We start from the raw sequence: 25,384 nt of genomic DNA, 5'->3' as shown, positions 1-25,384 counted from the left end.
GCCGCCACCTCCTGCGGCAGCACCTGCAGATACGCGCCCCTGGCGGTATTCACCGAGCAGCCCAGTTCCGCCGCGATCTCGCCCCAGGTCCGCCCGTCACCGATGCGCAGCTGCACCACCTGCTTCTGGAAGTCAAAGTCGCGCACGCACTTACGCGTCGGGCGGACAGCGGGCACCTTCGGAACAGCAGGCACCTTCGGCACCGGGGGCACCTTCGGTACCGCGGGTGCGGGTTTGCGATGGCCGATGGGCGATTCGACCTCGATGGAGGCTGCGTGGGCCTTGCGGGCGGTCTCGACCGAGCAGTCCAGACGGACCGCGATCCGATCCCAGGACATGCGCATGTCGCGCAGGTCGTTCACCCGTTCCTGGAACTCGGGATCGTTCCACCGGTGCGACCGGTCCTTCGGGCCCCGCTCTTTGCTCACCGGAGAGGCAGGCTCACCGCTCGCGGCGACCTCGGCCAGCTGCCTGCGTGCGATATCGGCGATACCCGGGCGCTTTTTCGGGTTCGGTATCCACACCGAGGCCACCACGCACTCCGCCGGCTCCATCTGCAGCGCCAGCTGGGCGCATTCGGCCAGTACCGGGCAGCTCGCGCAGATCCGCTGCGCGGCGTGCACCTGGCGGAGGGTGGTGGAAAGAAGAGATCCGGATCGGCGCTGGCGCAAGCCTTTTCGCGCCACACCACACCCGGACGGACAATGCTGCTGGTCATGGCCACCTCCGTGGCAGAGAAGGAATCGAACCGAGAAGAGGAAGAAGCGGTCATCGCGGCTCACCGCCCTTGCGGGAGCACGGATTCCGAGCGCACGCCGCAGAACGGCTCGCAGGCGCCGGGAATGGGAGTGGGCGGGATCGTGGCGGTGCCGTCGCTGAAGTCGCTGGCGCTGACCACGACCGCCACCACGGCGGCCAGCAGCACCACGAAGGCCAGACCGGCCAGGACGAATCCCAGCGACGGCACTGCCAGCACCACATCGATGCGGACCTCGCGCTCGCGGGCAGCCATCACGCCGACACCACCGATCCGGGCGCGGTGGCCTCCGCCGCGCAGGCGCGCAGGTGGCGAGCACGAGGAGCGCCGAATCGCTCGAACGAGGCCGCGGTGGTCAGCCGCTCCATGCACTCCGCGCCGGCGAACATCGACTCGCGATCGAGCAGGTCATCAACCGCCCGCTGCATGTCGTGCAGTTCGCCGCGCAGCCGCTTCACCTCAGCGGTCAGCGACGCGACCAGATCGGTAGTCAGATCGAGAGCAGGCCCGGCGGGGCGGACCTCAGATATGGGCTCTGACCTGCGGATTTCTGTATGAACAGTCATTCCATTTCCCCTGCCTTGCTCATGTACTATCTGTGAGCTTGGTAATGACTGTAATTACAAAGTCTGGCCGAGGGCAATACTTGTGTTGTCTGTACTTACAGAGATGATGGAGATCATGAGCAGTCCACGACCGCGCTGGCAGGTGGTCCACGCCCACCTGCGCGAGCTGATCACCAGCGAAAAGCTGAAGCCTGGTGATCAAATACCGACCGAGCTCGACCTGGCCGAGCAGTTCGGATTCAGCAGGCCGACGGTCAACAAGGCTGTCCGCATGCTGGAGCTAGAGGGTCTGGTCACCGCCGCCGTTGCCGGTATCGGCCGCACGGTGCGCAGTAGGGACCTCATCACCTGGAACCTGACGAAATTCGAGTTGGGCGCCTATTCCGACGACCCGGTCAACCGCATCGACCAGTGGGAATCTGACGCCCACGCCGACGGGTGGGACACCCGCCAGATCGTCGCCGGGGTCGACGAACTCGAAGCCCCGCCTGAGGTAGCCCGCTATCTCCAGTGCCGTCCTGGTTGTCGTCTGGTCCGCCGTAGGCGCTTGCGCTACGTACGCAAACCGCAGGTCCCCGAGCAGCTCGCCATGATCGCCGATACCTGGACACCGCTGGACATCGCCAACATGGAGATCGACGGCGTCGCACCGCTGCGCACCACCGACAACGTGGTCTATCCCGGCGGTATCTATCGGGCACTGGGTTTCCACCAGGTCCAGTTCAGCGACGAAATCACCATCCGCATGCCCACGCCCGAAGAAGCGGCGCTGCTTGATCAGCAGCCCGGTACACCCGTAGGTCAGCACGCCCGCACCGGTATCGACGCCACCGGCCGACGAGTCCGCGTCCTGCTCAGCGTGTTTTCCGGTGACGCCCTGCGACTGCGCTACGACCTGCGCGTGCCCGACAACAGACCTCACAACGGGACACCAGGCACCCCTGCCTGACCCACCCGAGGAAAAGGAGAAATCCCCATGAGCACCAACGGCGACGACCGCTACGACCCCACCGGTGAGGCTGCCATCTGGCAGGCTGCGGCCAACTTGATCGCGAGCATGAAGGCCGATGACAACCCTGAAGGCTGGAACGCCGCCCTGACCCAAGCTTCCCGTGCCCTGGAGAACGAGGCCCGAGGCATCCGACAGAGCGTCGGCGGCATGTACTACCGGCAGATCAGCGGCACCCCCGCCAGCAGCCTCCTGCCAACTGATCCGCATTCCTGGTCGTCGACGAAAGGCATTCCCTTGAGCCACATTTGGTACGCCGCCTACGGCAGCAACCTCCACGCCCGCAGGCTGGCGTACTACCTTGAGGGAGGGACTCCACCAGGGACTGATCACACCTATCCCGGGTTCCGCGACCGCACACCACCGCTGAAGACCACACCGCTCACGCTGCCGGGGACTGTCTACTTCGCATGGCAATCCCCGGTGTGGACCGGTGGTGTTGCCTTCTATGCCGATCAGCCTCATAACGGCTGGCCGCGCGGCGCGGCGGCCCGCGGCTACCTGCTGACCCGACAGCAGTTCAGCGATCTTCTCACTCAGGAGATGTACCGAATCCCTGGTGAAGTACCGGAATTCGACATCGACGCAGTGCTGGAAGACGGCCGGGTTCAGTTCGGCGAGGGTCGCTACGAAACCCTGGTCCATGTCGACAATTTCGACGGATTCCCCATCCTGACCTTCACTTCTCCGTGGGATACCGCCACCGTCGAACTGCGCAAGCCTTCGGCGCGCTATCTCGGCATGCTGGCCGAAGGCCTACGGGAATCGCATCAGTGGGAAGACAGCCAGATCTTCGACTACCTGTCCAAACTCCCCGGTGTGCAGGACTTCTGGGAGACGAGCGAGCTTCGCGCCCTCGCCGCAACGACTGCAGAACTGCCGTGACCGGGAGAACCCATTCCCGCAGATTCCGTCGATCGCTTCGGCGCGCCTCCCACATCTCAGGAGGTAATAGATCTAGTAATTACGGCGTGCCGAGACCCGCGAAGCTTCCTCCCACTAAGCCTGTGGGAGTGAACATCTCGAAAGAAGTAGTCGAAGCCCTGGACAGGGCGGTCGAGCAGCGCGGCATCAATAAGCGCGCACTGTTCGAAATCGCCCTCCGGCGTGAACTCGGGCTGCCCGACTACCCAGGGATCTCCGACCCACAGCAGGAGGCTCTTCCCATCTCGGCATAAGCCAGACAAAGACCCACCCCACCGCCCTTACCAAGCGGTGGCAAACCACCTGTAAACGAGGAAGGCCCCGGTTACCAGCCGGGGCTCTTCAGGACCCTGTTAAGGACCACGCTTGCTAAGCGGTTCTCAGGGTAGCAAGGCCGTATGTTCGCATCAAAGGATCGCCACCGGTGTAACCGGTCACGATCCGGCGGAGAGCCAGGCCGAGCTGCCCTCACGTGTATCTGGACGAGGTTGCACCTCCTCCACCCGCCGACGTCGCAAACTGACGCCGGCGGCTGCGTTGCTCCTGCTGTTTCCGATGCCGCGGTTGCGGTTGCAGCTGCCCGAGGACGCCTACGACAAGGTTCCGGCGTGTTGGTGGAGCCGACCGCGGTGGATCGCGCACAATCTCGCGCTCTACGACATGCATTACGAGCTGCTCCGGCGGCAGAACATGGTCGACTCGGTGAGCCGCAAGACCTTCGAGAAGTACCTCATCGCCGAGTCCGCCAGCGCGAACCATTCGACCGGGCGCGGCGCTCAGGCCACGGTCGCCGATCTGAAGAAGGCCACCAGCCGCGAGCGGTCGACGGTGTTCCGGTGCCGTCGACTGGTCAACAAGTTCGGCACCCGTATCACCGTGTTCCGGGGCCGCCAGCGCACCAAGGCCGAGGCCCTGGAGTCCTGGCGCCGTGACGATCCCAGCCGGGGCTGGGCGTCGGTGTCCGCGCTGCACGAAACCACGGTTTTCCCTGTGGATAAAACGATCATGGAAACGTTGCTTGACCAGGGTTTTGGCACCCCCTGAGCGAAGCTCAGGTTTTGTTTTTATCTCACGGCCGAAATCGAATTCTTCGACCCAGAACACGAAGGAAAGACGCGCTCCGCGCGGCCCTGACAAGAAGGTGCGAGCCAAGCGCGACCCAGCATACGACCCGAAGGCCCGATTGCTGGCCTCTGGCGTGCGTCGTGCTGAATGTTTCCCGCTCTGGGTACGCCAGATACCCCTGGGGCGGCTGATGGCTCTAGTGACGCGCAAGGCCCTTGCCGGGTGGGACGTCCACGACGTGTACGGCGCGTTCGAGGAGTATCGGATCTCGGGCAAGGAGATCCTGGACCAGCCGAACAATCCGCCCGGCTACCTGTGGTCGATCCTGAACGCGATTCCCGACGACGTGCCCCCGGCCCGGCTGGACCGGGCTCGCACGGTCCAGTTCGAGGAGGCCGAGCGGGCGCATCGAGCCCGCCAGCGGGAGGAAGCCCGCGCGGCGGCGATGGCGGCCGCCGGGCCGGACTCCTCCGGACGTGCCGCAGCGAGGGCCGCGGCCGCCGCGGCCGGGCACCGTGCGATCGGCAAGGCCGCCGCGCACCGCCAGGGCAGCGAGGCCGCGCGGCGCGAGCTCGCCCGCCTAAACCGGGAGCAGGATTGAACCCTTCCACCGGTGAAAGGGTCCCTCTCGCGCGTGCGCGCGGGAAGACCTCACACAGGTGTATGGAGGCGTATGTCATGCCCATACACGACCCATACATGAGTAGGCGGCGTGTGTACCTCGGTGTGGGCCGCGATGCCCGCTACGGTCGTGGCCGTGCACATCTATGCGATTGCCAACCAGAAGGGCGGGGTCGGCAAAACCGTCGACACCATCAACTTGGGCGCTGCACTGGCTGAGAAGGGCCGGCGCGTGCTGGAGGTGGACCTCGATCCGCAGGGCAACCTCACCGACGCGATCGGCGCGAAGGAAGCCCCCGCCAGTGGAGCGAACTTCGCGCGGGCCATGCTGGGACAGTGGTCCGGTGAGCTGGGAGAGCTGGTGCAGCAGGTCGACACCAACCTGTACGTGCTGCCGACCAGCGACGATATGTTCCTGCTGGAGCCGCAGATGTACGGGCGCACCGCGCGCGAGTACCTGCTGAGCGATTTCCTCGAGCCGCTGCACACCGTCTTCGACGACATCGTCATCGATTGCCCGCCGTCGCTGGGCGCGCTCAACGACAACGGCCTGGCCGCTGCCCGTCGGCGCCCCGCCGGAGACCCGATTCAGGGGGCGATCGTGGTTCCGGTGCAGGCCGAGGATTCGAGCGTCAAAGCCCTGCGTCTGTTCCTGCGGCAGATGACGACCCTGCAGGATGGACTGAAGATCCAGCTCGCAATCGCGGGCTTGATCGTGAACCTGTACGACGGCCGCAAGGGCGGCATCGCGACTTCCACTCTCGCGGCATTCGAGAAGCACCAGCTCGACGTGCTGGCCGTGATCAAGGACCGCAAGGAAGTCCGCGAAGCCTGGCGTGAGCACACCACGGTGTTCGCGCACGCACCCGAGTCCGACACGGCCGAGACCTTCCGAGCTCTGGCCGCGCGCCTGGATCCGACTCTGTCGCCGGTGGTGATGTCGTGACCGGCCGCCGCCGTGTGAATTCCGAACCGGATATGTCCGGGACCGACCCGGACGAAGTCCTGCGGTCTCGCATCGACTTGAAAATCCCTGTCGGTACACCGCCCGACGGAAATCAGTCCGTACCCGCCCATACACCGGTAAGGGCAGGTACGGGGCGTGTACGGGCAGGTAAGGGCGGCACCCGTCCGGACCCGGAAGGAATGCGCCGCACGTCGTTCTACATCACCCGCACCGCGGCCGAGGCCCTCGAACGGGCCGCCGACCAGATCGTGGAACTCCTCGGTGAAGGCACACCCCGCCACGTCGCCCTGTCGGCCCTGCTGCTGGCCGGCGCCGACCAAGTGGACGCCGTCGCCCAGGAACTGGCCAAGCAGCGAGCCGCCGAACTCTCCGCACGCCTGGCCACGCTGCTGCCGCCCACACCCGAGTAGTAAGCACCCCATACACGGGTGCGGGTCGTGTATGGGCGGGTGTGGGTACCGATCCACAGTCCACGCCAGTCGTCAACATTTCTTGTCGATTGGCGAGAGATGCTGTCATAGGTCAAGTAAACTTGTCGCATGGGATATCCACACTTCGAGACCACCGATCAAGGCTTCCTGCCCGCGGGCACCGATATCGCGGCCGTCCTGCGCGACGGCGACGAACGGCCCCTGCACGCGGTCTGGAACACCTACAACCATCGCCAGTTCCTCCGCACGGTGATCGAGCGCGCCGGGCGGGGCGACACCGAGCAGGAGCGGCAGCGCAGCGCGGACGCGCTGCCGTCCCTACTGGCGGAAATCGACGCCCTGGCCGAGGTGACCGCATTGCAGGCGCTGCAGGCCAACCGTCGCATGGTCGAGCTGCTGACCGGGCGTCGCTGGATGCTCATGCTCGATGCTCGCGAGACGGGCGAGAGCTGGACTGCCATCGGGGCCGCGCTCGGCATGAGCAAGCAGGGTGCCCTCGACTGGTACAAGCGCAAGATCGCCGACCAGGAGAAGTACGTCGGCAAGTTCCACGACGCGGACCGGGCCCGTGCGGTCGTCACCGAATAGCACCCGGGCCCACCGCCCGCACCCGCCCACATGCGACCCATACACGCCCCTACCCGCGTATGGGCAGGTAGGGGCCGGGGTCCGACAGCCGGTGCGGGAGGAGATTGCCGCGCTGCGCCACCAACCCGTCCAGGTCCGCCACGATGCCCGTACCGAACTCTCAGATGGGAAGCCCACATGACCACCACCGCTCCGTTCACGCCGGAGGAGGTCGACGCCACCAGCCGCGCACGCCGCTACTTCTGGTGGGTACTCGGCATCTCGGCCACCGTCAGCGTGCTGGGCAACGGCCTGCACGCCTGGACCCGCGTCTCGGCGGATCCGGCCCCGGACGAACTGATCCACCCCGAACCCGGCATGACGGTGGAGCTGCTGCCGCCGTTGGTCGCCGCGGTCCTGGCCGCGATCATCCCGATCGCGCTCCTGGTCCACACGCACGGCCTGGCGCTGCTCGCCCAAGCACCCTCACGGTGGGGCTGGGTCTCACGCGCGATCGTGCTGGCCGTGATCGTGCTCCTGGCCGCCGCGGATTCGTGCTCTCGTTCGAGGCACTGCGCGAACTGGCGATGCAAGCCGGATTCCGCGCCAAGGAAGCCTGGGTGTTCCCCGTCCTGGTCGACGGCTCCATCGCGGGCGCCACCGTCGCCCTGCTCACCCTGCCCTCCCTCCGCAAGACCTCATCCACGTCCATATCCGCCCATACACAGGAATGGACGGATATGGATCAGGTACGGACGGGTAAGGAAGACGCTGAGATCGGCGCGGCAGCGTCGGACGCTCAGGTGATCGAGGACTTCGAGCGCGAGTTCGCCGATCCGATGTCGCGCGCGGCCGCCACCACCGTGCCGTCATCGAGCGCGCGCGAACCGATCGTCGCGCGCGCGACGGAAACCGGGCACGAGATCGCGCGCGAGGACATCGAGCGCGGATCGAGCGCGCACGATGAATCCGAGCTGTCGCGCGCGACACTCACCGCGTCGAGCGCGAACGAGGACGTGTCACCGATCGCGCTCGATGACGAGATCGCGCGCGCGGATCTCGCGGCGGATCCGGATGCGTCCGCGCGCGACACCGTTGTCGTCGAACGCGCGTCGAGCGTCGCGCACAGCCCCGCTGATCTGGGAACCGATCGCGAATCGAGCGCCGCGCACGCAAGCGTCGGCAGGCCCGTCGAACGCGCGGACGAGGAGGATGCCGCGCGCGAACTGACTCCTGTCGTGGCTCTGGTGCGGGCGCCGCAGACCGCGCGCGCGACACGCGAAACCGGACTGCGTTCCGCGCGCGCGACTCATGCATCGAGCGCGCGCGATGCGGTGGTGGATGGTGCGCTCGCGCGCGCAGCCGATCGTGCACCGCGCGCGAAATCGAGCGCACGCGACACCGCCGGCACCGGTCCGTTCGCGCGCGAACTTTCACAGACCGAAGCGTCTCGGCTCGCGCGCGCAGTGCTCGATCGCGGCAAGTCCAAGCAACCGGTCGAGGTGCTGACCGCGATCTACCGCGCCCACTCCCAGGGCCACAACGCCAATCACATCGCCGATCACGTCGTCACCGATCTCCCGCGCTCGACAGTGAACCGCGCGATCGCGGCCGCCCTCGCGGTATCCGGACCGCGCGCGGTCGACTGACCACGTAGACCCAACACGACGAGAGCCTCCCGGCGGCAGGTACCCGCCGGGAGGCTCTCGCATGTCCGGACCCTACTCGCCCGATGGCAAGCATCCCGCAGAGGGAGGCGCGGCAGTCCTTCCCTCCCCGCGGCCGCGCTCCCGGGCTGCGCATCTTCCTCGGTGCGGTCGCGGCCGAAGGCCGCCGCCCCGATCTTGTGGTGCGGTAACGTTGCAGGCAGAAGTGATCAGAGCGAGCTAGTATTTAGGTGTCCTATCGGGCACCCCACCCCGGGGACGGGGTGGTCGCTGCGCTAGGCCGGAGGGAGGTTGTGGTGGCAGGGGAGTCGCGGAAACTGCGGGCGCAGGCCTCGCGGTCGCGTGCGGCGAACGTGGCCGGAGGCCGACCACACCGCCACGTGCTCAAGCTGTCCGACCGCGAAGAGGCCGAGCTGGCGGAGCTCGCCCGCAAGGCTGGTGGGATCTCGATTCAGCGGCTGCTGGTGGAGACCACACTCGACGAGCTGGGCGCCGACACCGGGCGCGCGGCCGCGGTGGCGGCGATCCTCGAGCTCGACGATCAGGTGCGCCGCGTTGGCAACAACCTCAACCAGCTGACCCGGTACGCGCATCAGGAGAAGGAGATTCCCGAGCACCTGGCGGCCGCGCTGGTCGCGGTGACGCGCGCGTGCCTGAGCCTGGACGCGACCGCGCGGTGGGTGATGGGCAAGGCGCCGGCGGTGAGCGAGGTGTCGATTTCCGAGGAGGATCTGGCGCTGCCGGACCTCGATGCCGATGGCGGGGAGTGGGCGGCGGCGATCGATCCGGACGCGTGAGCGTGGTGATGGCCCGGTGATGCCGAACGCGGTGAAGGGCAGCAACATCAAGACGTTGCTGTGGTATCTCGCGGGCCCGGGCCGCGCGAACGAGCACACCAATCCGACGGTGATCGCCGGGGATGTGGTGACCATGGCCGTGTACGCGGGCCCGATCGATCCCAAGCGGGCATGGGAGCTGGGCAAGCTGCTGGATTCCCGCGGCAGACGTTGCTGCGCGGTGCGCCGGTGCTGACCACCTCCTACAAGCAGGCGCGAGCGTTGATGCGCCAGGGCGTGGCGCGCGATGCCGCGTTCGAGGCCGCGACGAAGGACGAGAACACCTGGCATTGCTCGCTGGCGTTGAAGGCAGAGGAGGGCGAGCTGCCGTACGAGAAGTGGGCGGCGATCGCGACCGACTTCATGCGGGAAATGGGATTCGTCGGCCGCGGTGACGAGATCCCGGATGTGCGGTGGGCGGTCGTGCACCACGGGCTGAGCAAGAACGGCAACGACCACATCCATATCGCGATGCCGGTGGTGCGCCCGGACGGCAGCCTCGCGGACATGTACCGGGACCGGCCGCGCGCCCAGGCCGCCTCGCGCGTGCTCGAAGCCAAGTACGGGTTGCAGGTGCTCTACACCCGCGAGCACGGCGACACCGAGCAGGCGACGAAACCAGCCGAGCGGGCCCGCGCCGAACGCACCGGTGCGCCGGAGACGGACCGGGAGGCGCTGCGCCGGCGGGTGCGGGGCGCGGCGATGAGCGCCGATTCGGAGGCAGAGTGGTTGCGGCTGATGCACGCCGAGGGGATCACCGTGATCCCGTACTGGGCGGCGGGCGGCCGGGATGAAGTCACCGGCTATTCAGTGGAGTTGCCGCCGCAGAAGAACCTGAAAACCGGCGCGTACGAGAAGGCGCTGACCTACAGCGGGCTGCGCCTGGGCCGGGATATGACGCTGCCGCAGGTGCGCACCTGGGCGCCGTGGGACTCCTCGCCCCAGGCCCGGGAAGAAGCTCTCGAAGAGTGGCGGCGCATCGGCGCTGGGTCGGCGGGACGCCCGCGGGCGGCCGATCCGATGTCGGCGCGCGAGGCGATCGAGGAACTGCGGTCCTGGAGCGCGGCGATGCGCCGGATCCCGGACGAGGACCGCAACGCCTGGGCGCAGGCCGCCTCCCAAACCTCCGGGGTGTTCGCGGCCGCGTCGGTGCGCACCGAACGCTCACCGGGCCCGCTGGATCGGTTGTCGCGGCAGCTGGCGCGAGCCGGGCAGATGCCCGCGCATCGACGTACCCCGCTCCCGGAACGCACCAGCTCAGGGTTGCAGGCGGTGTCGCGGATGCTGTGGGCGGCCACGAATCCGGCCGATGCGAACATGGCGTTGCTGTACGCGCTCACCGATCTGCTGCTGGCCATCCGAGAATCCCTGGACGCCTCCGAGCGCGCGGCCGCGGCCGCGGCGATGGCATCGGAGGCACGCAAAGCGCTGACCGAAATCCATATGCGCGCCGAAGGCATCGACCCGGCGCGCCCGTACCTGCGTGATCAGGGCTCCCCGGCCTGGGCGGCCGCGGTGCGTGCGGCCGTCGTCGTCGACGGCCTGGACCGCGACGAGCACGAGGGCAATATCGCGGCCGCCGGGCGGACCTGGCGGATCAACCGCATGATGGCGAAGGTGCGAGGCGAGGCCTCCTACTACGACGGCAAGGGCCAGATCATCGGCGAGACTCCCGAGGAGGAGACCGCCCGCATCAACGAGATGCTCACCGAGCCGGGGAAGCCTCGCCCGCAGCAACCACGAGCGCGCACCGTGGATCCGAAGCGATTCGGATGGAAGCGGAAACCGTCGTCACTGTCGCCGCTGGAGCAGGGAATCGACGAGGTTCTCCGCGCGGCCGAAGGTCCTCTCACCTCGCCGCCGGACTCCGGGCCCTCGTCGAATCGGCCGAAACCCGTTGAGCCGGAACGGCCCCGGTATCGGCCGCCGGAGCCACGCCGAGATCACGACCATGGGCACGGCCGCTGATCACGGATGCGGGGCGCGCACGATCGATCATCGAAGGCGGCCGCATCTGGGGTACGGGGTGATGTAGCGGGTGCTGCCGCACCAGCTGCCGCTGGTTTGCCTCCGAATCGGTGTGGCCGGTTCAGCGGCGCGGCAGCAGCCGGTACGCCGCCAGGGTGTCGAGCAGCGCCTTGGCGGCCTTGATCGTGGCCGCGTGCTCGCCGCGGGCAAGCGTTCCACTGCGCGCCCAACCGTTGAGGGCGGCCAGGACTTCGCGGGTGCTGCGCGGCGAACTGAGGACCAGGGCGACCGCAGCGCGGTGCGCGTCGGCGGTCGCGGTCGTCGTCTGGGGTTCGAGCTCGGGCATCGCCACATCCGGCAGTGAGCCGCCCGCGCCGTGATACGCCTGCCACAAGTCGCGGATCGCCCACTTCATCGGCTCCTCTTCCCACGCCTGCCGAGTGTTGTGCGGAGGGTCTTTCCGCATCCGATGGGCGAGGACACGGAGCAGTTTCTCGGTGGCGGTGCGGTCGGACAGCACTCGTTCGACGGCGCCGTCCGGGGTGAGCGGGCGACTGCGTTCGACCTTCCGTTCGCGGATCTCCTCGTGCACTTCGATCGCGCGACCGCCGGCGCGGGCGGCGCGCAGTTCCTCGGAGTTCAGGCGTCGGCATTGCGCCGAACACCACACTCGGGGACGGCCGCGCCGCCCGGTCGTGGATTCCACGCTCTTGCCGCATCGCGGGCACTGCTTGGCTTCCATGCCGGGAGCGTAGCCGATTTACGCCGGACGAAATTCCCCGCCGCCCGGTCGTGGATTCCACGCTCTTGCCGCATCGCGGGCACTGCTTGGCTTCCATGCCGGGAGCGTAGCCGATTTACGCCGGACGAAATTCCCGGAATCACCACCTGGGTGCAAAAGGTGTGTCGGAAATTTGAGATCGGTTGTTGACCGGGAGCGGAGCGATCGGGAGGAGGGGGTTCAGGCGTGGTGGAGGTGCTGGTTGGTGGAGGGGGTGGTTCAGGATTCGGAGATAGGTATCGCTCGGTTTTGGCGTCAGTAGTCGAAGTCGGGATCGGCGAGCAGCCGGGCCGCGAAGAGGACGCCGGCGCGGAAGTCGTCGCTGACTCCGTCGCCGTCCTCGTCGTCGAACCGCTTCAGCGCGGCCTGGAGCGCCGGAACCTTCTGGAGGGCGGGGTTGTCGGCGAGCTCCTCGGTCACGCAGTCGTCCGGATGCTTGCTGGCGTAGACGCTGCGGTCCATCCCCGGGCGCCCGACGAAGCGGTCCTCGATCTCCCGGGCGATCTCGCCGCGCACCTCTTCGGCCGCGCGGCGGCAGACCTCACGGGCGGTATCGGCCAGCCCCTCGGCGAGATCGGCGGCGGTCTTCTTGGTCATAGCGGGGTACTTCTCCTCATTTTCGTGCGCGAAACAGGACACTGCGCAGGTCACGCGGCATCGTCGGTATCGGGCGGGCGGCGATAGACGCCGGGCGACACGATGAGCAACTGGCAGCGGATGGCCCAGTACTCGAGAATCTTGTCGACCTTGCTCTCTGGCATGTCGATCCCTCGCAGGGCGAGGCGGCCGGTGAGATCCGAGGCCCGGAAGACCTCACCCGGTTCGATGACCTGCCGCACCTGTCGGCGTACCGAAAGCTCCTGTGCCACCGAGCCGTCGAACTCCACTTCCGTTAGCTCGGCGTCGACGCGTTCCAGTTCTTCCTCGATGGCGTGAGAGGGCAGCAGTTCGTCGTACTTGCCGAGATCGGGATCGGGGCGCTCGGTGGTCTCGGTGGTCCGCAGCTTGAACGCCTGGACCTCACCGTGCACGACGGCCAGGCTCACCCCGACCCCGCGGGAGATCTCGCGCAGCGACTGGCCTTCGCAGTGGCGGGCGATGATGGCGCGGCGCTTGTCGGCGTCGACCACGCGCGGCCGGCCACCGGTGCGGCCCTGGCGCCGCGCGGCGTCGAGGCCGGAGCGGGTCTTGCGGGCGATATCGCGTCGCCGGTCTTCGGCCAGGGCGAGCGCCAGGTCCAGCAGGAAGTTCCGTTCGGTGTGCTCGCCCGCGGCGATGCCGTGGAGGATCTTCACCGAGATGCCCTGTTGGAACAGGTCGTTGAGCACGATCAAGCCTTCGAGGAGGTTGCGGCCGAGCCGGTCGGCTTCCTGCACGGTGAGCATGTCGCCGGGGCGCATGTAGTCCAGCGCGGCTTGCAGGCCGGGCCGGTCGGCGATGCGGAGCTTGCCGCTGACCTTCTCCTCGAACACCTTCACGCAGATGTCGTCGAGGTCGTCGTGCTGGCGTTGGGTCTCCTGCTTGCTGGTGCTGACTCGCACCAGTCCGACGAGCGCCACTGGAATACCTCCCGATCGTTCGGTAAACGTGTTCGAAAACCAGGAGCGAGCCTACCTCAAAACGAACGAGTTTCCGAACACTTCACGATCGAGAACCCCTGCGGCCCGTCCGGATTCGCCGCTCGTGTCCGGGGTGTTCGGCAAACGGCCGTTTTCCGAACGCACGTGTAGTCCGGATAGCACGCCGGACTACAGCGGATCAGCAGGTGGTCATTCCGTGTATCAGTCCGTGTTGCAGTCGGTGTATCAATCCGTGTTGCGGTTGAATCGCAACACCCCAACGGGCGCGGACGGCCTGGTCGGGGCGACATTCTCTGTCGCCGAACCGCCCAGGGTCCTACCTCCGACAGGAACAACTCCCCCATCCGGCCGACGAACGGGCACTTCCCGGCATGCACGTTCGGGGTGTTTTTCGGTGTCACGTTCGGGGTGTTTTTCGGGGTGTTGATCAAGTCACCACCCCTGCCGGGGGTGAATGCCCAGGTCAGGGCAGGCTTTTCTGTCACCTGGATGCCCAGGGTCTATGCCATGGGCACATCCTCATCCATCGCGGGGCGTGCGGCGCCGCAAATTTCCCTCCGCCGCGCCGTCACAACACCCGCCTCCGACCCCATCTCTATCTGGGTATGAGGAACTGTTGCGAATCCAATCGGAAGTGGGCCATCACCCGAGCAGTAGCCGCGGTCATCTCGGCCGTGGTCGCCGTGGGCAACGTCGTGCGCACCTGGGCGGAGTGGTGGCCATGGCGGTGAGATGACCCGCGCGTTCGGTAGCGCATTAGGTAGCGCGATAGGGGGCGCGATTAAGACGCGCCACCCTCTCGCCCACGGACCGCCCGGTCAGGGACGGGTTTCGCGTGTCCGCACCGCCCAGGGTCCTACCCCTTCCGGTAGGAACAACCACACATATGGCTGGGCGCGCTGTCGGCCAATGCCCTTACGGTTGGGCACATGACCGATATCGCTCCCCTGGCTGCCTCCACACGGGCTCAGTTCGGCGATCCAGGCGTGCACGCGGTCGTACGTTCCGGACGCACTGTGCACGCGGTCCGCCTCGGGGAATGGGTTGCGGGCGAGGAGGTTCCGGAACTGTTGTGCCACACCGGCGTGGCCGGATGGTCTCCCGCCGCGCTGGAACCGACCCGGGCCGAGGTCACCTGTGTTCGATGCCTGCGCCGAATCGGCGGCGCCGGCGCTTCGGCTCACCAGCTCCCGCTGTTCGGTGAGGACCACCACACCAGCCGATAGGCCTCCGGTGCTCACTGGTGAACTCTCGCGCGTGCGCGCGAGGCGAGGTCGATGGGACAGAAGGCCGGGACACAAGAGTTCGGGACATCGTGAATTCCTGTGCCGACCGGCCGAATAGCTCCCTCCCCCGTCACCGGTCGGTGCCATGCTGAATCTCTCGGACCAGTTCAGCTCGAGGGGAAGGGGCGGCAGTGCTTCGCTATATCTGCTTGAACCCGACGTGCCTGTACGACTCTCATCTGACCCCGTCGTGCCCGTACCAGGTGTCGGAGCTGCCGCCGCTCACGCCCGCGGAGCGGCGGGCCCGTGACCGCTTGCGTCAGCTGAAGGCCGACGGGCGTATCTCGTCCCCGCTGCCAGGGGAAACACCGTATTGGCAGTGGGCGCTGCCGTGGCTGCTGCCCATCCTGCTGCCGCTGGCGATGTTCCTGTTCTTCGTGTTCGTGCTGCTGTTCGGGTAGCCGCGACTTCCCCACTCTGCGGTAGACGCAAGAAGACCCCGCCGGAGCGGCCCGGCGGGGTCTATCGGATCTATCGAACTACCAGGCGCTACCGCCCGACCTCACCATGATGCAGACGTGCGACGCGGGCGGCGGGCCCGGCGGGGTGGTCTGGTAAGCCGCCGGGGTGGGCCGTTGGCGCAGGCCCTCTCCGGCGGCATCGCCTGACCGGCCGCGACCGCGGCGCGGTGCGTGGCGGCGTCGGCCTCGCGGGAGGCGGTGACGGCTCCGGATCGGATCCGGTTGGCCCACAGGGTGTCTCGCTGATCCCGGTCGCGGCCGTGCTGTCCGGCGCGGCGGGCACCGGTGTCGAGGACCGACCGCACCCGCATCCGGATCGGGACCTCGACACCGGCCTGCGCCAAGGCTTTTCCGAGCTCGCCCATGTTCTCGTCATAGGAGGTGCGGTACTGGCGGAGCTGGTCGGCGCTGTTGTGCCCCTGGGCGACATCGCGGAGATTGCCGCCGATGCGGTCGAGCCGCTTCCCCACCTTCGATTTCGGATTCATCGCCTGGCCCCGGTCGCGTTCGAGGAGCTGGGTGGCCTCGGTGACCACATCGGCGGCCAGGGTGCCGGCGGCCCGCATCTGGCGGGTGTCGTCGACGTCCTGCTTGCTGCGCTCGTCGATCAGCAGCACTTCGGGCAGAGTGCGGTCATCGATGCGGCCGACGCTGATGTCGGCCATCACCGCCTGCAGGTGGGCCTTCTCGATCGGGTGCAGGCCTTGCGCGCCCAGCATGGCGTTGATCGCGGCGCGGTCGTCGCGCATGTCGTCGATCTGGACTTGGATATCGTCGTCGATCCCTTCGGCCTCACCGGTGGCCAATGCCTGTGCGTAGTAGGCGACTTCGCGGGCGTCGCGGGCGAAGTCGCGGATCCGGTCGGTGAGCTCGTCCCGGTTGATCCAGCCCGGCCACAGCTGGGGGTCGACCTTCTCACCGGCGGCGATGCGTTTGCCCGCAGCCCGGACCTGGGCTTGATCTTCTTCGGTCATGACCGCGATCTCTTGGCCGATGATCTTGGCGTGCTGGGGGTTGGTGGCGAAGTGCTCCAGCATGCCCGCGACCCGGCCGCGGACTTCTTCGGCAGGGTTGACCAGGATCGGAGTCTGGGCGAGGTCGGTCTTGGACAGATCGCCGCGGGCGTAGTCGACGAGAAACTCCACTCCCGCCCGCAACCGGGGATTGAGCCCGGCCGCGGCGAGCGCACGCTGCAACTGGGCGTAGCGCTCGGGCTCCCCAGCAACATATCGACCTGCCGGTTTCGGGGTGGTGCCGTCATCGCGCCACACGGCGACGGCCTCAAGCACCGGCGCCGGAACGTTCTTCATGCCCGCCAGGACCTGATAGACGCCGCTGGCCCGCGCGACGGCCGCGGCCTCTTCCCATTCCTGCTGCTCGGTGACGGCGTCGAACTGCCGGTTCACCTTCGGCGTCCAGGTGTCGACGTCGATCTCCAGCCCCCACGTGGTGGTGAAGTATCCGTCCAGGTCCGTCAGCCATTTGCACGCCGGATCGGCCATCTGCTCGTCGTCCTGGTCGAACCACACCACCGCATCTGCGAGCAGATCCACTTCCGCTTCCCGCCCCGCCTACCACTCCGTCGTGTTCAACCGCTGCTGTGCCTGCTCACGAGCGGCGGCGAGCTCCTGGTCCATGTACTGCAGCTCGGCCTCCATCCCCATCCGCTCGTCCGAGCGTTCGGTGATGGCGTCAACTCGTGCCCGGAGTTCGGAGGCCTGGTCGATCTGTTCGCGCTGGACGCGGGCCTTGTGCAGGGCCACCGACAGCATCAGATAGGCCATTCGCTGCCCGTAGCTGCCGGGCGCCGCCGCAGCCTGTTCTCCATCTGTGGCGACCGGTGCGGGTTCTGGCGCGGCAGTCGCGGGCTGCTGTGGCGGCGCGGCGGGCACCGGATCCGGTGCGGCAGCGCCTTGCTCGGCGGCGGCGCGGCGGGCGTTGTCGTGGATGGAGCGCATCAGCAGCGCGGCCTGGTAGCCGTTGCGGCTGCCCCGGTGCACCTTGTCGGTGACGACGGCGGGGTCCAGGCCGTCAGCGATGAGTTCGGTGAACACCTCATCGGCCAGGCCCCACCCGGAGGCCTTGCCGCTGTAGCGGCCCTCGGGGTTGAGCTCGCGCAGTCGCTGCGACAACGTCTTCGGGCGCTCGCTGGACTGAGATGGGTTGGCGGACACGCTTTTTCCTTCCTTCGAGGTGTCCTGGTCCCAGCCGGGAACAGGGTGATCGGGGTGTTCATTTCGGCGCGGGAGATGCCGTGCCGTTCGGCGGTGCGGAGCTGGCGCTCACGGGTGGCCTTGGCGATGGAGGCCCGCTGTGCATCGCTCGGTACACGCTTGGCGGGGGCGAGCGGGGTCGAAGAGACTGGCGACCACGCGGCGGCCCCAGACCTTGCCGACCATGACCGCGACCAGGGACTTGCCGGGGCTTTTGCCGAGCTTGCGGAGTTGGCGACGGGTGACGAGGTGAGACGGGGCGAGGCCCCAGGCGTACTCCTGGCGGGAGTCGTCCGGGGCCTCGTCGACGGCGGTCACTGCCTGGTCCTCACCGATCCGACACGCTCAGGCCGAGCTCGGTGGTCACGTACCGCATCGCGCGGGCATGCAGCTCCTCGCGGCCGGCGCGCGGTTCACCGAAACGCAGCTGCTGGTAATCGATCTGCAGGCTCACCCATTCAGCGACCGCGCCGTGCAGCTGGTGGCGCAGTTCGTGGACGCGGGCGGCCAGCTGCACGATCACCGCCGCCCGATCGATGAACAGATCGGCGTTTTCGGGGCGGCCAGCACGCCGCGCGCCAGGTCGTCGATAGCGGCGGGATCGGTGAAAACGTCGGCGTTGACGTTGTGGGACATAGTGTTTCCTTCCTTCGGGATGGGTGACGGGTCGGAACGAGGAGAGGGTTATTTGCCGTAGCCGCGCTGATCGCCGCGGCCGCGGTGGGTGGAGCGGTGCACGCCGCTGCCGGGTTTGGTGGTGCGGCCCTTGCCCTGGGCGCCGGGCTTGGAGTTGACCGCCGCCGACGGCGGGGTGGCGTGCCCGGCGTCGGCGGCCATGCGCCCGCGCACGGTGCGGTCGGACAGCCCAGCCGCCCGCAGCCCGGCCTCGGTGCTGGCCCGGCGTTCGGGGCTGTCGTAGTCGATCGGCTCCGGGGTCCGGTTCGCCGAGACCATCTCCCGGCGCGCGCTCCAGCGGTCCTGGATGCGGCGGGCCTGCTTGCCCGCGATCGCGCACTGCCCGGCCGCGTGGTCGATGTGGTTCTTGACCTGGTTGCGGATCGGTTCGGGGACGCCGGCGGCGGCCAGGCGGGCGATCAGCTTGGCGTCGGTGTCGCGGTACTCGTAGTCGGCCAGGCTGGTGTTCCCGGCCGCGAGCTGGGTTTGGGCGTCGAACACCGAGGCGATCTCGTCGCCAGCTGCCCGCGCCGCACCGGAGGGGACCGCACCGGAGGACAGGATCTCGTCGAGCTGGCGGCGGTGATACACCGAGCTCTGGTGGGCGATCTCATCCGAACGCGATGCGTCGACCGCGGCCGCGCTGCGGTCGTCGGCGAACAGCTGCTCGGGCACGTCGGTGATGCCGGCGTCGATATCAGCCAGCACCGCCTTGAGCTGGTCACGCTCCAGCTCGTGCAGGCCCTCCCCTTGGCGATGGCGTGCTCGATGGTGCGGCGGTGCTTGTCGGCCTGCTTGCGCATCTGCGCGCGCACGTCCTCGTCGAACGGTTCGTCGTGCACGGCCATCGCTTCGACCTGCGGGGCCATCGCCGCGTACATGCGCACCACGGCGTCGAGCTGGTCGCGGTCGACGTGGTTGGGCCACAACGGCTTGAACTCCGCCGCCGGGTTGGCGCGGATATCGGTGCCACGCTGACGTGCGGCGGTCTGCTCGTCGGAGGGCAGCAGGTTGACCGCCGCGGTGAGCTGCTTGGTGATGGACTCGGGGTTGACGCCGTGGCGCAGCCGATCCTGATACCGCACCAGCATGTCGTCGATGCGCGGCTTGACCTCTTCGGCCGGATCCACCAGCGGCTCGGTGGTTTTGCGCAGCTCGCTGGTGGCCGACAGCGCCGCAACCGCACCGAGCTCGTTGATCGGGATCTGCCCGTCGGGGGTGCCGAGGTAGGCGGCGACGAACCGGATCTTGTTGCGCGCCTTCTCGTTCAGCCCGGCGGCGGTGACCTTCTTGGTCAGCTCCTGCAGGGAATGCCCGGACGGGTTGCGCTTCCAGTCGTCGATATTGGTGTAGAGCTCGCGTTTGGCCGATTCGGCGATGTCCTTGTCGGCGGCGACGATCTCCACCATGCGGTCGCGGGCGGTGTGCACACGGTTGGCGACCGCCCGATCACGCTCGACACCGGCCAGCTGGGCCGCCAGTTCCGGGGCGTTGAGGGTGACGTGCCCGCCGAGGGTGTCCACGTGCACGCCGTAGCGCTGGTCGACGTGGCCCACGAGGTCCTTGAGCGCGCGTTTGGCGACCTCGCTGTCGGGAGCCCATTCGAAGGCATCCTTATCGCGGAGGCGATATCGCTGCGCGAGGACCGATCCCATCCGGCCTTGGCCATCGCGGTGAGCCTGGTCTCCACCGCCTTCTGCTCGGCGGCCATGCGGGCGAGGTATTCCTGCTCGGCTTCCAGGGATTTGAACCGGGCCTCGTCGGCTTCGCGGCGGCGGCGTTCGGCGTTCTTCTGCGCGATCACGATCAGGGTTTGCAGCAGCTGCTGCATGAACCGCGAGAAGTGCTGCCCGACATGGTCGACGGTGTCGTCGTGCTGGTGCGGGGCGTCGGTATTGAAGAATCCGGACTGGCTCATGGTGAGTCCTCCATCGGGGGTGGGGTGGGTGTGTGCGGGAAGAAGATCCGCGGCCGAGATCCGGCCGGCGGACTCGGCCAGCTCCACCGGCGACAGCGCCGGGGCGGGAACGGCACGGGTGGTGCGGGGGTCCAGGTACGGGATCGGTTCGAGTTCGTCGATGCCGTGACCGGCGTTGATGTGGTCGGTGAGGTCCTTGCCGGTGGCCGCCTGGACCACGCGCACCTGCCCGGCGAGCCCGGCCAGGCTGTCGAGGACCTTCCCGGCGCGGCGGTAGCCGGGGTGTCGTGGTCGGCGACGATGACCACACCGACAGCGCCGTGCAGGTAGCGGGCGTGCTCGGGTGTCCAGGACAGGGCGCCGCCCGCGTTGGTGGTGGCGCACAGCCCGGCCTTTTCGGCGTTGAGGACGTCCTTCTCGCCCTCGCAGACGTAGACCCAGCGCCCGTTGCGGATGCCTTCGAGGAGCTGGGGCAGCTGGAACGGCAGCGCCTCGAACCCGCCCGGCTCGAACTCCCCGGTCTGGGTGTTCCAGCGGCGTTGGGTGAATTTCTTGTCGCGGCCGCGCTCGAAGTCGGCTTCCTTGCGGACGACCTCCCCGGCGATCTCCCCGTCGGCGCGCATGTACGGGTAGGCGTCGGTGAGCCTCCACGGCGAAAGCTGTTCGCCCATCTCCTTTTTCGGCTGCGTCAACGGCAACCCGGCGGCGTCGATGGCGCGGTCGGCGGGCGAGATCTGACGCGGCCGCACCCGCGGCGCCCGCGCGCGGCGGGAATCGCGGGTGGAGCGGGTGATCGGGTTGTCGTACAGGTCGCGGACCTTGAGCCCGAGCGTGCCGAGGATGTCGCGGTCGTCGCAGCCCGCGAAGCACTTGACCTTCGTCTTCTGTTCGGCGGGAAGGTATTTCACCGCCAAGCTCGGGTTGTGGTGCCCGCCGCCGGACTCGTGCACCGGGCAGCAGAACTTGACCCACTCCCCGACGGGCGACCCGGGCCGCTCGCCTGCTCGAGAGCAGCGGTGATCGTCTCCCAGCTGCCCGCCTTGTGCTGCGTCTCGGTCATTTCCCGGGGAACTCCAGACGGATCTCCCCGCGCTTGGCGGCCGAGGACACCGGGATGACCACACCGGAGGCCAGCTGCTCGAACTCCTGCCCGAACGCGCCCTCTGCGGCGGCCTTCAACGGCAGATCAACGAGCTTTTCGGTGTGGCCCTTGGTGACGCTGCAATGCCGGAACGGGCCGTTCGGGTCGAACAGGTACGGCATGTGGTGATCGGCGTGGTCGCGCCACCAGTTCGACAACTCGACGTTGTCGCCCAGGCGCAGGTGCTCCCAGGCCCGCCACATCGCCTCGAACCGCGCCACCGCCTCCGGATGCTCGTGCCACAGCGGGCACCAACGGATCTCGCCCTCCTTGTTCTCCCGGGAGACCTCGCGCGCGTAGCAGACCGCGATGTACTCCTCGACGAACGTTTCGACGTCGGGGAATCGCAGCTGCTTCTTCGGCTCCTCGGGCTCCTCCTCTTCCGGTGCCGGGGCGAGCGCGGCCGCCGCGGCCTCGATCGCGGTCTGCTCCATCCCGGCGATGACCGCATCGGTGAGCAGGTTCTCCAGCACGGTCTTGGCGATCTGCTTGGCCACGTCGGCGACCTGGCCGCCGACCGCGCGGCGCACCGCCTCGTCCAGGGTCTTGCCCAGGGCCTGCGGGGCGAGCACGGCCGCCGGCGCTGCGGGGCCCGGCTGCGGCGCGGCCGCCGCGGCGTTGGTGTTGTCGGTGGTGGTCATGGCTGTTCGCCTTCCTGCTCAGGGGTGGTAGGCGGCAGATCCCAGCCGTCGACCGAATGAGGGCCGGACTTCTTGTGCGCGGGGTCAAATCGGCGCTGCGAGTCGGTGACGGCCTGGCTGTAGGGGCGCTCCCACCACGGCACGAGCCGCACCAGCGTGGGGCGGTGCCCGGAGGTGAGCAGCAGCGCCCGCCACGGCGGGATCGCCGCCAGATCGCTGGCGGTCAGCGTGGGTTCGGTGCCCCGCGACCACGACGTGGATTGCGAGCGGCCCTGCTTGTCCCGCGAACGGCTGACCGAGCTGGTCACCTCGTAGTGGCCGCCGACCAGATCGGCGATATCGCGCAGGAACCCCGCATCGGCCAGGCCCGGCCCGAGGACGCGGATGTTCGCGGCGCCGAACAGCGCCTTCATGCCCTCTTCACCCCAGCACCTGACCCCTTGGGCCCAGGACTGCAGGATGGTCATGACGACGATGCCGCGAGATCCGAAGTGGGAGTACATTTCCGGCAGCCGCCGCCAGCGCACGATGTTGGCGGCCTCGTCCAGGCACACCAGCAGCGGCACCGGCAACCGGCCACCGTGGCGCACCCCTTCGGCCGCGGCCGCATCCACCACGGCCTCGGTCAACGCCGCGATCAGCGGGCCCGCGTTGCCCGGCCCCTCCAGCGACAGCGGATACAGGGTGTCGCTGGAATTAACGAAGGACCGCACATCGAACGATTCCCGTTCGGCCTCACCGTCTTTGGGCGGGCACACCCATTGGCGGATCTTGTCGTACTTCAAGCAGGCCGACATCTTCTTGGCCGTGGAGAACACGCCCTTCTTCTGCCGATCCGGGGCGTCGTATTGGGTCTGCAGCGCGGAGGCGACCATGTCGTAGCCGTGCTCGCGCAGGATGTCGACCGGCTCTTCCTCGTACAGGTCGGTCACCCACAAAAACACCTGCGTGATCGGCTTCTTCGACACCGCCGCCGCCAGAATCAACGCACTGAGCAGGTCCTCGCCCTCCGGGTCGAAGAACGCGTCGCGCTTGTCCGCGTCGCCGCCATCGGCGAAGTGAGCGGCCAGCTGCGAGGCCCGCACCTGGGCGTCCGCGCCGCCATCGACCCCGGTCCCGGCCACCCACGCGATCGGATCCCAGTACCAAGTGCAGGGCTCTTTCGCCACGCCCTGGGGGTCGAACACCTTCACAGCGCCCAGGCCGCGCCGATGCCCGCGCGTCGCGTCGACCACATCGCGTTTGTTGGAGGTGGCGATGACCGGCCCGAACGCCTCCATCACCGCCGGAATCACCTGCGCGCTGGACTTACCGGCACGCGGGCCCATCAGCGCCAGGTGCAGATCCTCGAAGCTGCCGTAGAGCATCTGCGGATCCAGGATCGATTCACCGACCGAGACGCCCGGGGCGTCGGTCCTGGCGCGCACCACCTTCAACCTGGCCGCCTTCTCGACCATCGCCTCGAAGGTCAGATCCGCCAGCTCCTCGCCGCGCGCCAGGAACTTCGCCTGCGCGTCGATCGGCAACACCGCCCGCTTCTGCCGGCGGCGCGGCCGCCGCTCGGTGCGGGCCTGGGCCTTGACTTTCCGGTTCTGGCGCCGCTTGTCCAGGAGGTCGCGGCAGCGGTCGCACGCCCACCGGGTGCCGGCCACCGTGCCCGCCACACCGACGGCGGTGCCGACGACCAGCGTGCCCAACCCGGCCCAGGCCTGGGGCGTCCATTCCAGCGTCTGCGCGGCCAGGACCTGCCAGTACAGGGCCAGCGGATTGTGCAGGGCACATCCTGTTCCGGGCCGCCGTAGACCGGGGCCAACCACACGCTCAGCCCGATCACCTCGGCCAGCGCCGGAACACCGATCGCGAGCCCGGCGATTCCCGCGATCTCGCGGTACTCCTCCGACAGGTCCGAGGCCGAGCCGGGAGCTTTCACACTGCGGTCCATGGCTCACGCCTCCTTCTCATCGGACGAGGGGGAAGGGAATCGGGCAGTCGCACCGGCGGATCGAAATCGGTCACGCCGCACAGCTCGCAGCGGCGGCCCAGCCCGCTGTAGAGCAGGTTTTCGACCGGCTCCCAGCCGCCCCAGGAGTGGCCCAACAGCTCGCACGCCTCGATCCCGACGCACCTCTGGCACAGCACCCGGTCCCCGATATGGACCCATTTGTGATCGGCCAGCTCCGCCAGGGCCGCCTCGGTGGTGTCGAAATGCCAAGGGCTGCCGTCGAGCTCGTCACCGAGCGCGTTGCCGCACCGGTCGCACTCGACCTCGATCACGGTTTTCAGCTGGATCACCGCAGTCCCCCGATCCAGAGACCGAGTCCGAACCCGAGGGCGAAGATCACCAGGTACGAGCCGATCAGTACGAGCAGCGCCCACCGTGCGGTCGCGGCCTGCCGGGCCCGGCGCCGAGCACGCGCCTGGGCCAGATCGCGGGCCAGCAGCGGGAATTCCTCACGCGAATAGCGGTCCATGGCTCACGCCACCCCCGGCATCTGGTTCCAGATCCGGCCGTCGAGCTCGCGGTAGGCGGCCTTGGGGTGCGGCCACCCCACTGCTTGAAGAACGGCACCCCTGCCACGACGCACTGGTCGCGCAGGTCACGCACCCAATCCGCCTGCATGGGCCGGGCGTTCGGGCCGGACTCGCCTCCGGCGATCACCCAGTCGATCGCAGGCTGCGGGGACCAGCCCACGCACGCGCCCGTGCAGGCGCAGTCAAAGGTCACCGCATCGTTGGGGTAGCGGCACGCGCACCCGTCCGGGCAGGAGTTCGGGAACAGGAACCGGTCGATATCCAGCGGGCCCAGCAGCGGCTCGCACGACAGGAACCGCACCGCCGCAGGAACTTTCAGCAGATCGTCGATGCGACCGGTGACCGCGCCGTTCTCGACCGACGTCCCGAACCACAGGTTCGACGGGAACAGCAGGCCCTGCTCGGCCATGCGCGCGGCGCGGCGGGGCCGCTTGGTCAGCACCTGATAGGTGTGCTGCGGGGTGTCCCACATGACCTGGAACACCGACCGCACGAACTTGTCGGTCACCCGCGCGTGGAACAGGTCCGACATGGAGTTCACGAACACCAGCCGCGCGGTCCGCCACCGGCGCGGGATCTCCAGCGCCGCCGGATGCATCGCGACCCCGAACCCGGGCCCGGAGGTGCGCGGATCGCCGTCGGTCTGGTACTTGGCCGAGCCCATCGCCTTCAGGCGCTTGGCCATCGCCAGGGCGTAGCACTCGGTGCAGCCATCTGAAATGCGGTCGCAGCCGGTCACCGGATTCCAGGTGATCTCGGTCCACTCGATCCCGGTCAC

At 68.2% G+C, this 25,384-nt stretch carries 31 protein-coding genes and 1 pseudogene; 14 read left to right on the top strand and 18 right to left on the bottom strand.

Annotated elements, in window-relative coordinates; genetic code table 11:
• The 3 genes from ACYQ5L_RS40935 to ACYQ5L_RS40925 all read right to left on the bottom strand — a co-directional run.
• Nucleotides 1-623: hypothetical protein (locus ACYQ5L_RS40935; protein ID WP_459964136.1), on the bottom strand; the 623-nt coding region annotated here is incomplete at its 3' end.
• Between the two features lie 155 nt (nt 624-778).
• Complete coding sequence (locus tag ACYQ5L_RS40930) at nt 779-1,012, bottom strand: hypothetical protein (protein WP_459964135.1); 234 nt, start codon at nt 1,010-1,012, stop codon at nt 779-781.
• Nucleotides 1,012-1,323, bottom strand: coding sequence for a hypothetical protein (locus ACYQ5L_RS40925; RefSeq protein WP_459964134.1), 312 nt, complete (start codon nt 1,321-1,323; stop codon nt 1,012-1,014). The genes ACYQ5L_RS40930 and ACYQ5L_RS40925 overlap by 1 nt, the downstream gene beginning before the upstream one ends.
• Before the next feature lie 103 nt (nt 1,324-1,426).
• Between ACYQ5L_RS40925 and ACYQ5L_RS40920 the strand changes: the two genes are divergently transcribed.
• The 8 genes from ACYQ5L_RS40920 (at nt 1,427) to ACYQ5L_RS40885 (ending at nt 6,928) form a co-directional block, all read left to right on the top strand.
• Nucleotides 1,427-2,272: a GntR family transcriptional regulator gene (locus tag ACYQ5L_RS40920; RefSeq protein ID WP_459964133.1), complete on the top strand. Its 846-nt coding sequence runs from the start codon at nt 1,427-1,429 to the stop codon at nt 2,270-2,272.
• Nucleotides 2,273-2,299: 27 nt separating this feature from the next.
• Nucleotides 2,300-3,217, top strand: coding sequence for a hypothetical protein (locus ACYQ5L_RS40915; protein ID WP_459964131.1), 918 nt, complete (start codon nt 2,300-2,302; stop codon nt 3,215-3,217).
• A gap of 128 nt (nt 3,218-3,345) precedes the next feature.
• Nucleotides 3,346-3,510, top strand: a complete 165-nt coding sequence (locus ACYQ5L_RS40910) for a ribbon-helix-helix protein, CopG family (RefSeq protein ID WP_459964130.1) — start codon at nt 3,346-3,348, stop codon at nt 3,508-3,510.
• A 310-nt stretch (nt 3,511-3,820) separates the two neighbouring features.
• The gene (locus tag ACYQ5L_RS40905) at nt 3,821-4,300 is read left to right on the top strand and encodes a hypothetical protein (RefSeq protein ID WP_459964127.1); all 480 of its coding nucleotides are present in this window, start codon (nt 3,821-3,823) and stop codon (nt 4,298-4,300) included.
• Nucleotides 4,301-4,511: 211 nt separating this feature from the next.
• Complete coding sequence (locus ACYQ5L_RS40900) at nt 4,512-4,922, top strand: hypothetical protein (protein WP_459964126.1); 411 nt, start codon at nt 4,512-4,514, stop codon at nt 4,920-4,922.
• 150 nt (nt 4,923-5,072) lie between these two features.
• Nucleotides 5,073-5,888: a ParA family protein gene (locus ACYQ5L_RS40895; RefSeq protein ID WP_459964125.1), complete on the top strand. Its 816-nt coding sequence runs from the start codon at nt 5,073-5,075 to the stop codon at nt 5,886-5,888.
• Between the two features lie 200 nt (nt 5,889-6,088).
• Nucleotides 6,089-6,319 (top strand): hypothetical protein, encoded by a 231-nt coding sequence (locus tag ACYQ5L_RS40890; RefSeq protein WP_459964124.1) that lies wholly within the window; start codon nt 6,089-6,091, stop codon nt 6,317-6,319.
• Nucleotides 6,320-6,448: 129 nt separating this feature from the next.
• Entirely contained in the window at nt 6,449-6,928 is a 480-nt protein-coding gene (locus ACYQ5L_RS40885) for a hypothetical protein (RefSeq protein WP_459964123.1), read from the top strand.
• 236 nt (nt 6,929-7,164) lie between these two features.
• Here the strand turns inward: ACYQ5L_RS40885 and ACYQ5L_RS40880 are convergent, their stop codons facing one another.
• Nucleotides 7,165-7,338 carry a hypothetical protein gene (locus ACYQ5L_RS40880; RefSeq protein WP_459964121.1) on the bottom strand — a complete coding sequence of 58 codons (174 nt, stop codon included), beginning with the start codon at nt 7,336-7,338 and terminating at the stop codon, nt 7,165-7,167.
• A 123-nt stretch (nt 7,339-7,461) separates the two neighbouring features.
• Here ACYQ5L_RS40880 and ACYQ5L_RS40875 point away from each other — a divergent pair, with 123 nt between their 5' ends.
• From ACYQ5L_RS40875 to ACYQ5L_RS40860, 4 genes are all read left to right on the top strand, one after another.
• On the top strand, nt 7,462-8,556 hold the full coding sequence (locus ACYQ5L_RS40875) for a DUF2637 domain-containing protein (RefSeq protein WP_459964120.1): 1,095 nt from the start codon (nt 7,462-7,464) through the stop codon (nt 8,554-8,556).
• A gap of 398 nt (nt 8,557-8,954) precedes the next feature.
• The gene (gene mobC / locus ACYQ5L_RS40870) at nt 8,955-9,371 is read left to right on the top strand and encodes a plasmid mobilization relaxosome protein MobC (RefSeq protein ID WP_459964119.1); all 417 of its coding nucleotides are present in this window, start codon (nt 8,955-8,957) and stop codon (nt 9,369-9,371) included.
• Between the two features lie 19 nt (nt 9,372-9,390).
• On the top strand, nt 9,391-9,606 hold the full coding sequence (locus tag ACYQ5L_RS40865) for a hypothetical protein (protein WP_459964117.1): 216 nt from the start codon (nt 9,391-9,393) through the stop codon (nt 9,604-9,606).
• Nucleotides 9,600-11,378 carry a relaxase/mobilization nuclease domain-containing protein gene (locus ACYQ5L_RS40860; protein ID WP_459964116.1) on the top strand — a complete coding sequence of 593 codons (1,779 nt, stop codon included), beginning with the start codon at nt 9,600-9,602 and terminating at the stop codon, nt 11,376-11,378. Before ACYQ5L_RS40865 ends, ACYQ5L_RS40860 begins: the two co-directional genes overlap by 7 nt.
• A 121-nt stretch (nt 11,379-11,499) precedes the next feature.
• Here ACYQ5L_RS40860 and ACYQ5L_RS40855 read toward each other — a convergent pair whose 3' ends face one another.
• The 3 genes from ACYQ5L_RS40855 to ACYQ5L_RS40845 form a co-directional block, all read right to left on the bottom strand.
• Entirely contained in the window at nt 11,500-12,120 is a 621-nt protein-coding gene (locus ACYQ5L_RS40855; RefSeq protein WP_459964115.1) for a hypothetical protein, read from the bottom strand.
• Between the two features lie 294 nt (nt 12,121-12,414).
• On the bottom strand, nt 12,415-12,756 hold the full coding sequence (locus ACYQ5L_RS40850) for a hypothetical protein (protein WP_459964114.1): 342 nt from the start codon (nt 12,754-12,756) through the stop codon (nt 12,415-12,417).
• Between the two features lie 50 nt (nt 12,757-12,806).
• Complete coding sequence (locus ACYQ5L_RS40845; protein ID WP_459964113.1) at nt 12,807-13,718, bottom strand: recombinase family protein; 912 nt, start codon at nt 13,716-13,718, stop codon at nt 12,807-12,809.
• Nucleotides 13,719-14,668: 950 nt separating this feature from the next.
• Here ACYQ5L_RS40845 and ACYQ5L_RS40840 point away from each other — a divergent pair.
• Nucleotides 14,669-14,965, top strand: a complete 297-nt coding sequence (locus ACYQ5L_RS40840; RefSeq protein WP_459964112.1) for a hypothetical protein — start codon at nt 14,669-14,671, stop codon at nt 14,963-14,965.
• Nucleotides 14,966-15,174: 209 nt separating this feature from the next.
• Nucleotides 15,175-15,426: a hypothetical protein gene (locus tag ACYQ5L_RS40835; RefSeq protein ID WP_459964111.1), complete on the top strand. Its 252-nt coding sequence runs from the start codon at nt 15,175-15,177 to the stop codon at nt 15,424-15,426.
• Nucleotides 15,427-15,527: 101 nt separating this feature from the next.
• Here ACYQ5L_RS40835 and ACYQ5L_RS40830 read toward each other — a convergent pair whose 3' ends face one another.
• From ACYQ5L_RS40830 to ACYQ5L_RS40780, 11 genes and pseudogenes are all read right to left on the bottom strand, one after another.
• Nucleotides 15,528-17,039, bottom strand: coding sequence for a hypothetical protein (locus ACYQ5L_RS40830; protein ID WP_459964110.1), 1,512 nt, complete (start codon nt 17,037-17,039; stop codon nt 15,528-15,530).
• 18 nt (nt 17,040-17,057) lie between these two features.
• A complete protein-coding gene (locus ACYQ5L_RS40825; RefSeq protein ID WP_459964109.1) occupies nt 17,058-17,660 on the bottom strand; it encodes a hypothetical protein in 603 nt (200 codons plus the stop codon).
• 367 nt (nt 17,661-18,027) lie between these two features.
• Nucleotides 18,028-18,222, bottom strand: coding sequence for a hypothetical protein (locus tag ACYQ5L_RS40820; RefSeq protein ID WP_459964108.1), 195 nt, complete (start codon nt 18,220-18,222; stop codon nt 18,028-18,030).
• Nucleotides 18,223-18,383: 161 nt separating this feature from the next.
• Nucleotides 18,384-18,875: a hypothetical protein gene (locus ACYQ5L_RS40815; protein WP_459964107.1), complete on the bottom strand. Its 492-nt coding sequence runs from the start codon at nt 18,873-18,875 to the stop codon at nt 18,384-18,386.
• Complete coding sequence (locus tag ACYQ5L_RS40810) at nt 18,794-20,029, bottom strand: hypothetical protein (RefSeq protein WP_459964106.1); 1,236 nt, start codon at nt 20,027-20,029, stop codon at nt 18,794-18,796. Before ACYQ5L_RS40810 ends, ACYQ5L_RS40815 begins: the two co-directional genes overlap by 82 nt.
• A gap of 259 nt (nt 20,030-20,288) precedes the next feature.
• Nucleotides 20,289-21,242 carry a toprim domain-containing protein gene (locus ACYQ5L_RS40805; RefSeq protein ID WP_459964104.1) on the bottom strand — a complete coding sequence of 318 codons (954 nt, stop codon included), beginning with the start codon at nt 21,240-21,242 and terminating at the stop codon, nt 20,289-20,291.
• Nucleotides 21,243-21,348: 106 nt separating this feature from the next.
• The gene (locus ACYQ5L_RS40800; RefSeq protein ID WP_459964103.1) at nt 21,349-22,074 is read right to left on the bottom strand and encodes a DUF4913 domain-containing protein; all 726 of its coding nucleotides are present in this window, start codon (nt 22,072-22,074) and stop codon (nt 21,349-21,351) included.
• On the bottom strand, nt 22,071-23,891 hold the full coding sequence (locus ACYQ5L_RS40795) for a type IV secretory system conjugative DNA transfer family protein (protein WP_459964102.1): 1,821 nt from the start codon (nt 23,889-23,891) through the stop codon (nt 22,071-22,073). The genes ACYQ5L_RS40800 and ACYQ5L_RS40795 overlap by 4 nt, the downstream gene beginning before the upstream one ends.
• 109 nt (nt 23,892-24,000) lie before the next feature.
• Nucleotides 24,001-24,366, bottom strand: a complete 366-nt coding sequence (locus ACYQ5L_RS40790; protein WP_459964101.1) for a hypothetical protein — start codon at nt 24,364-24,366, stop codon at nt 24,001-24,003.
• Nucleotides 24,363-24,545 carry a hypothetical protein gene (locus ACYQ5L_RS40785; RefSeq protein ID WP_459964100.1) on the bottom strand — a complete coding sequence of 61 codons (183 nt, stop codon included), beginning with the start codon at nt 24,543-24,545 and terminating at the stop codon, nt 24,363-24,365. Before ACYQ5L_RS40785 ends, ACYQ5L_RS40790 begins: the two co-directional genes overlap by 4 nt.
• A 3-nt stretch (nt 24,546-24,548) precedes the next feature.
• Nucleotides 24,549-25,384 (bottom strand): annotated as a pseudogene (locus tag ACYQ5L_RS40780) (DUF5131 family protein).

This window comes from Nocardia sp. IFM 10818 (assembly GCF_054655275.1).
Note: the sequence above shows the minus strand (reverse complement) of the source record. Positions and strands in the feature narration are given on the sequence as shown.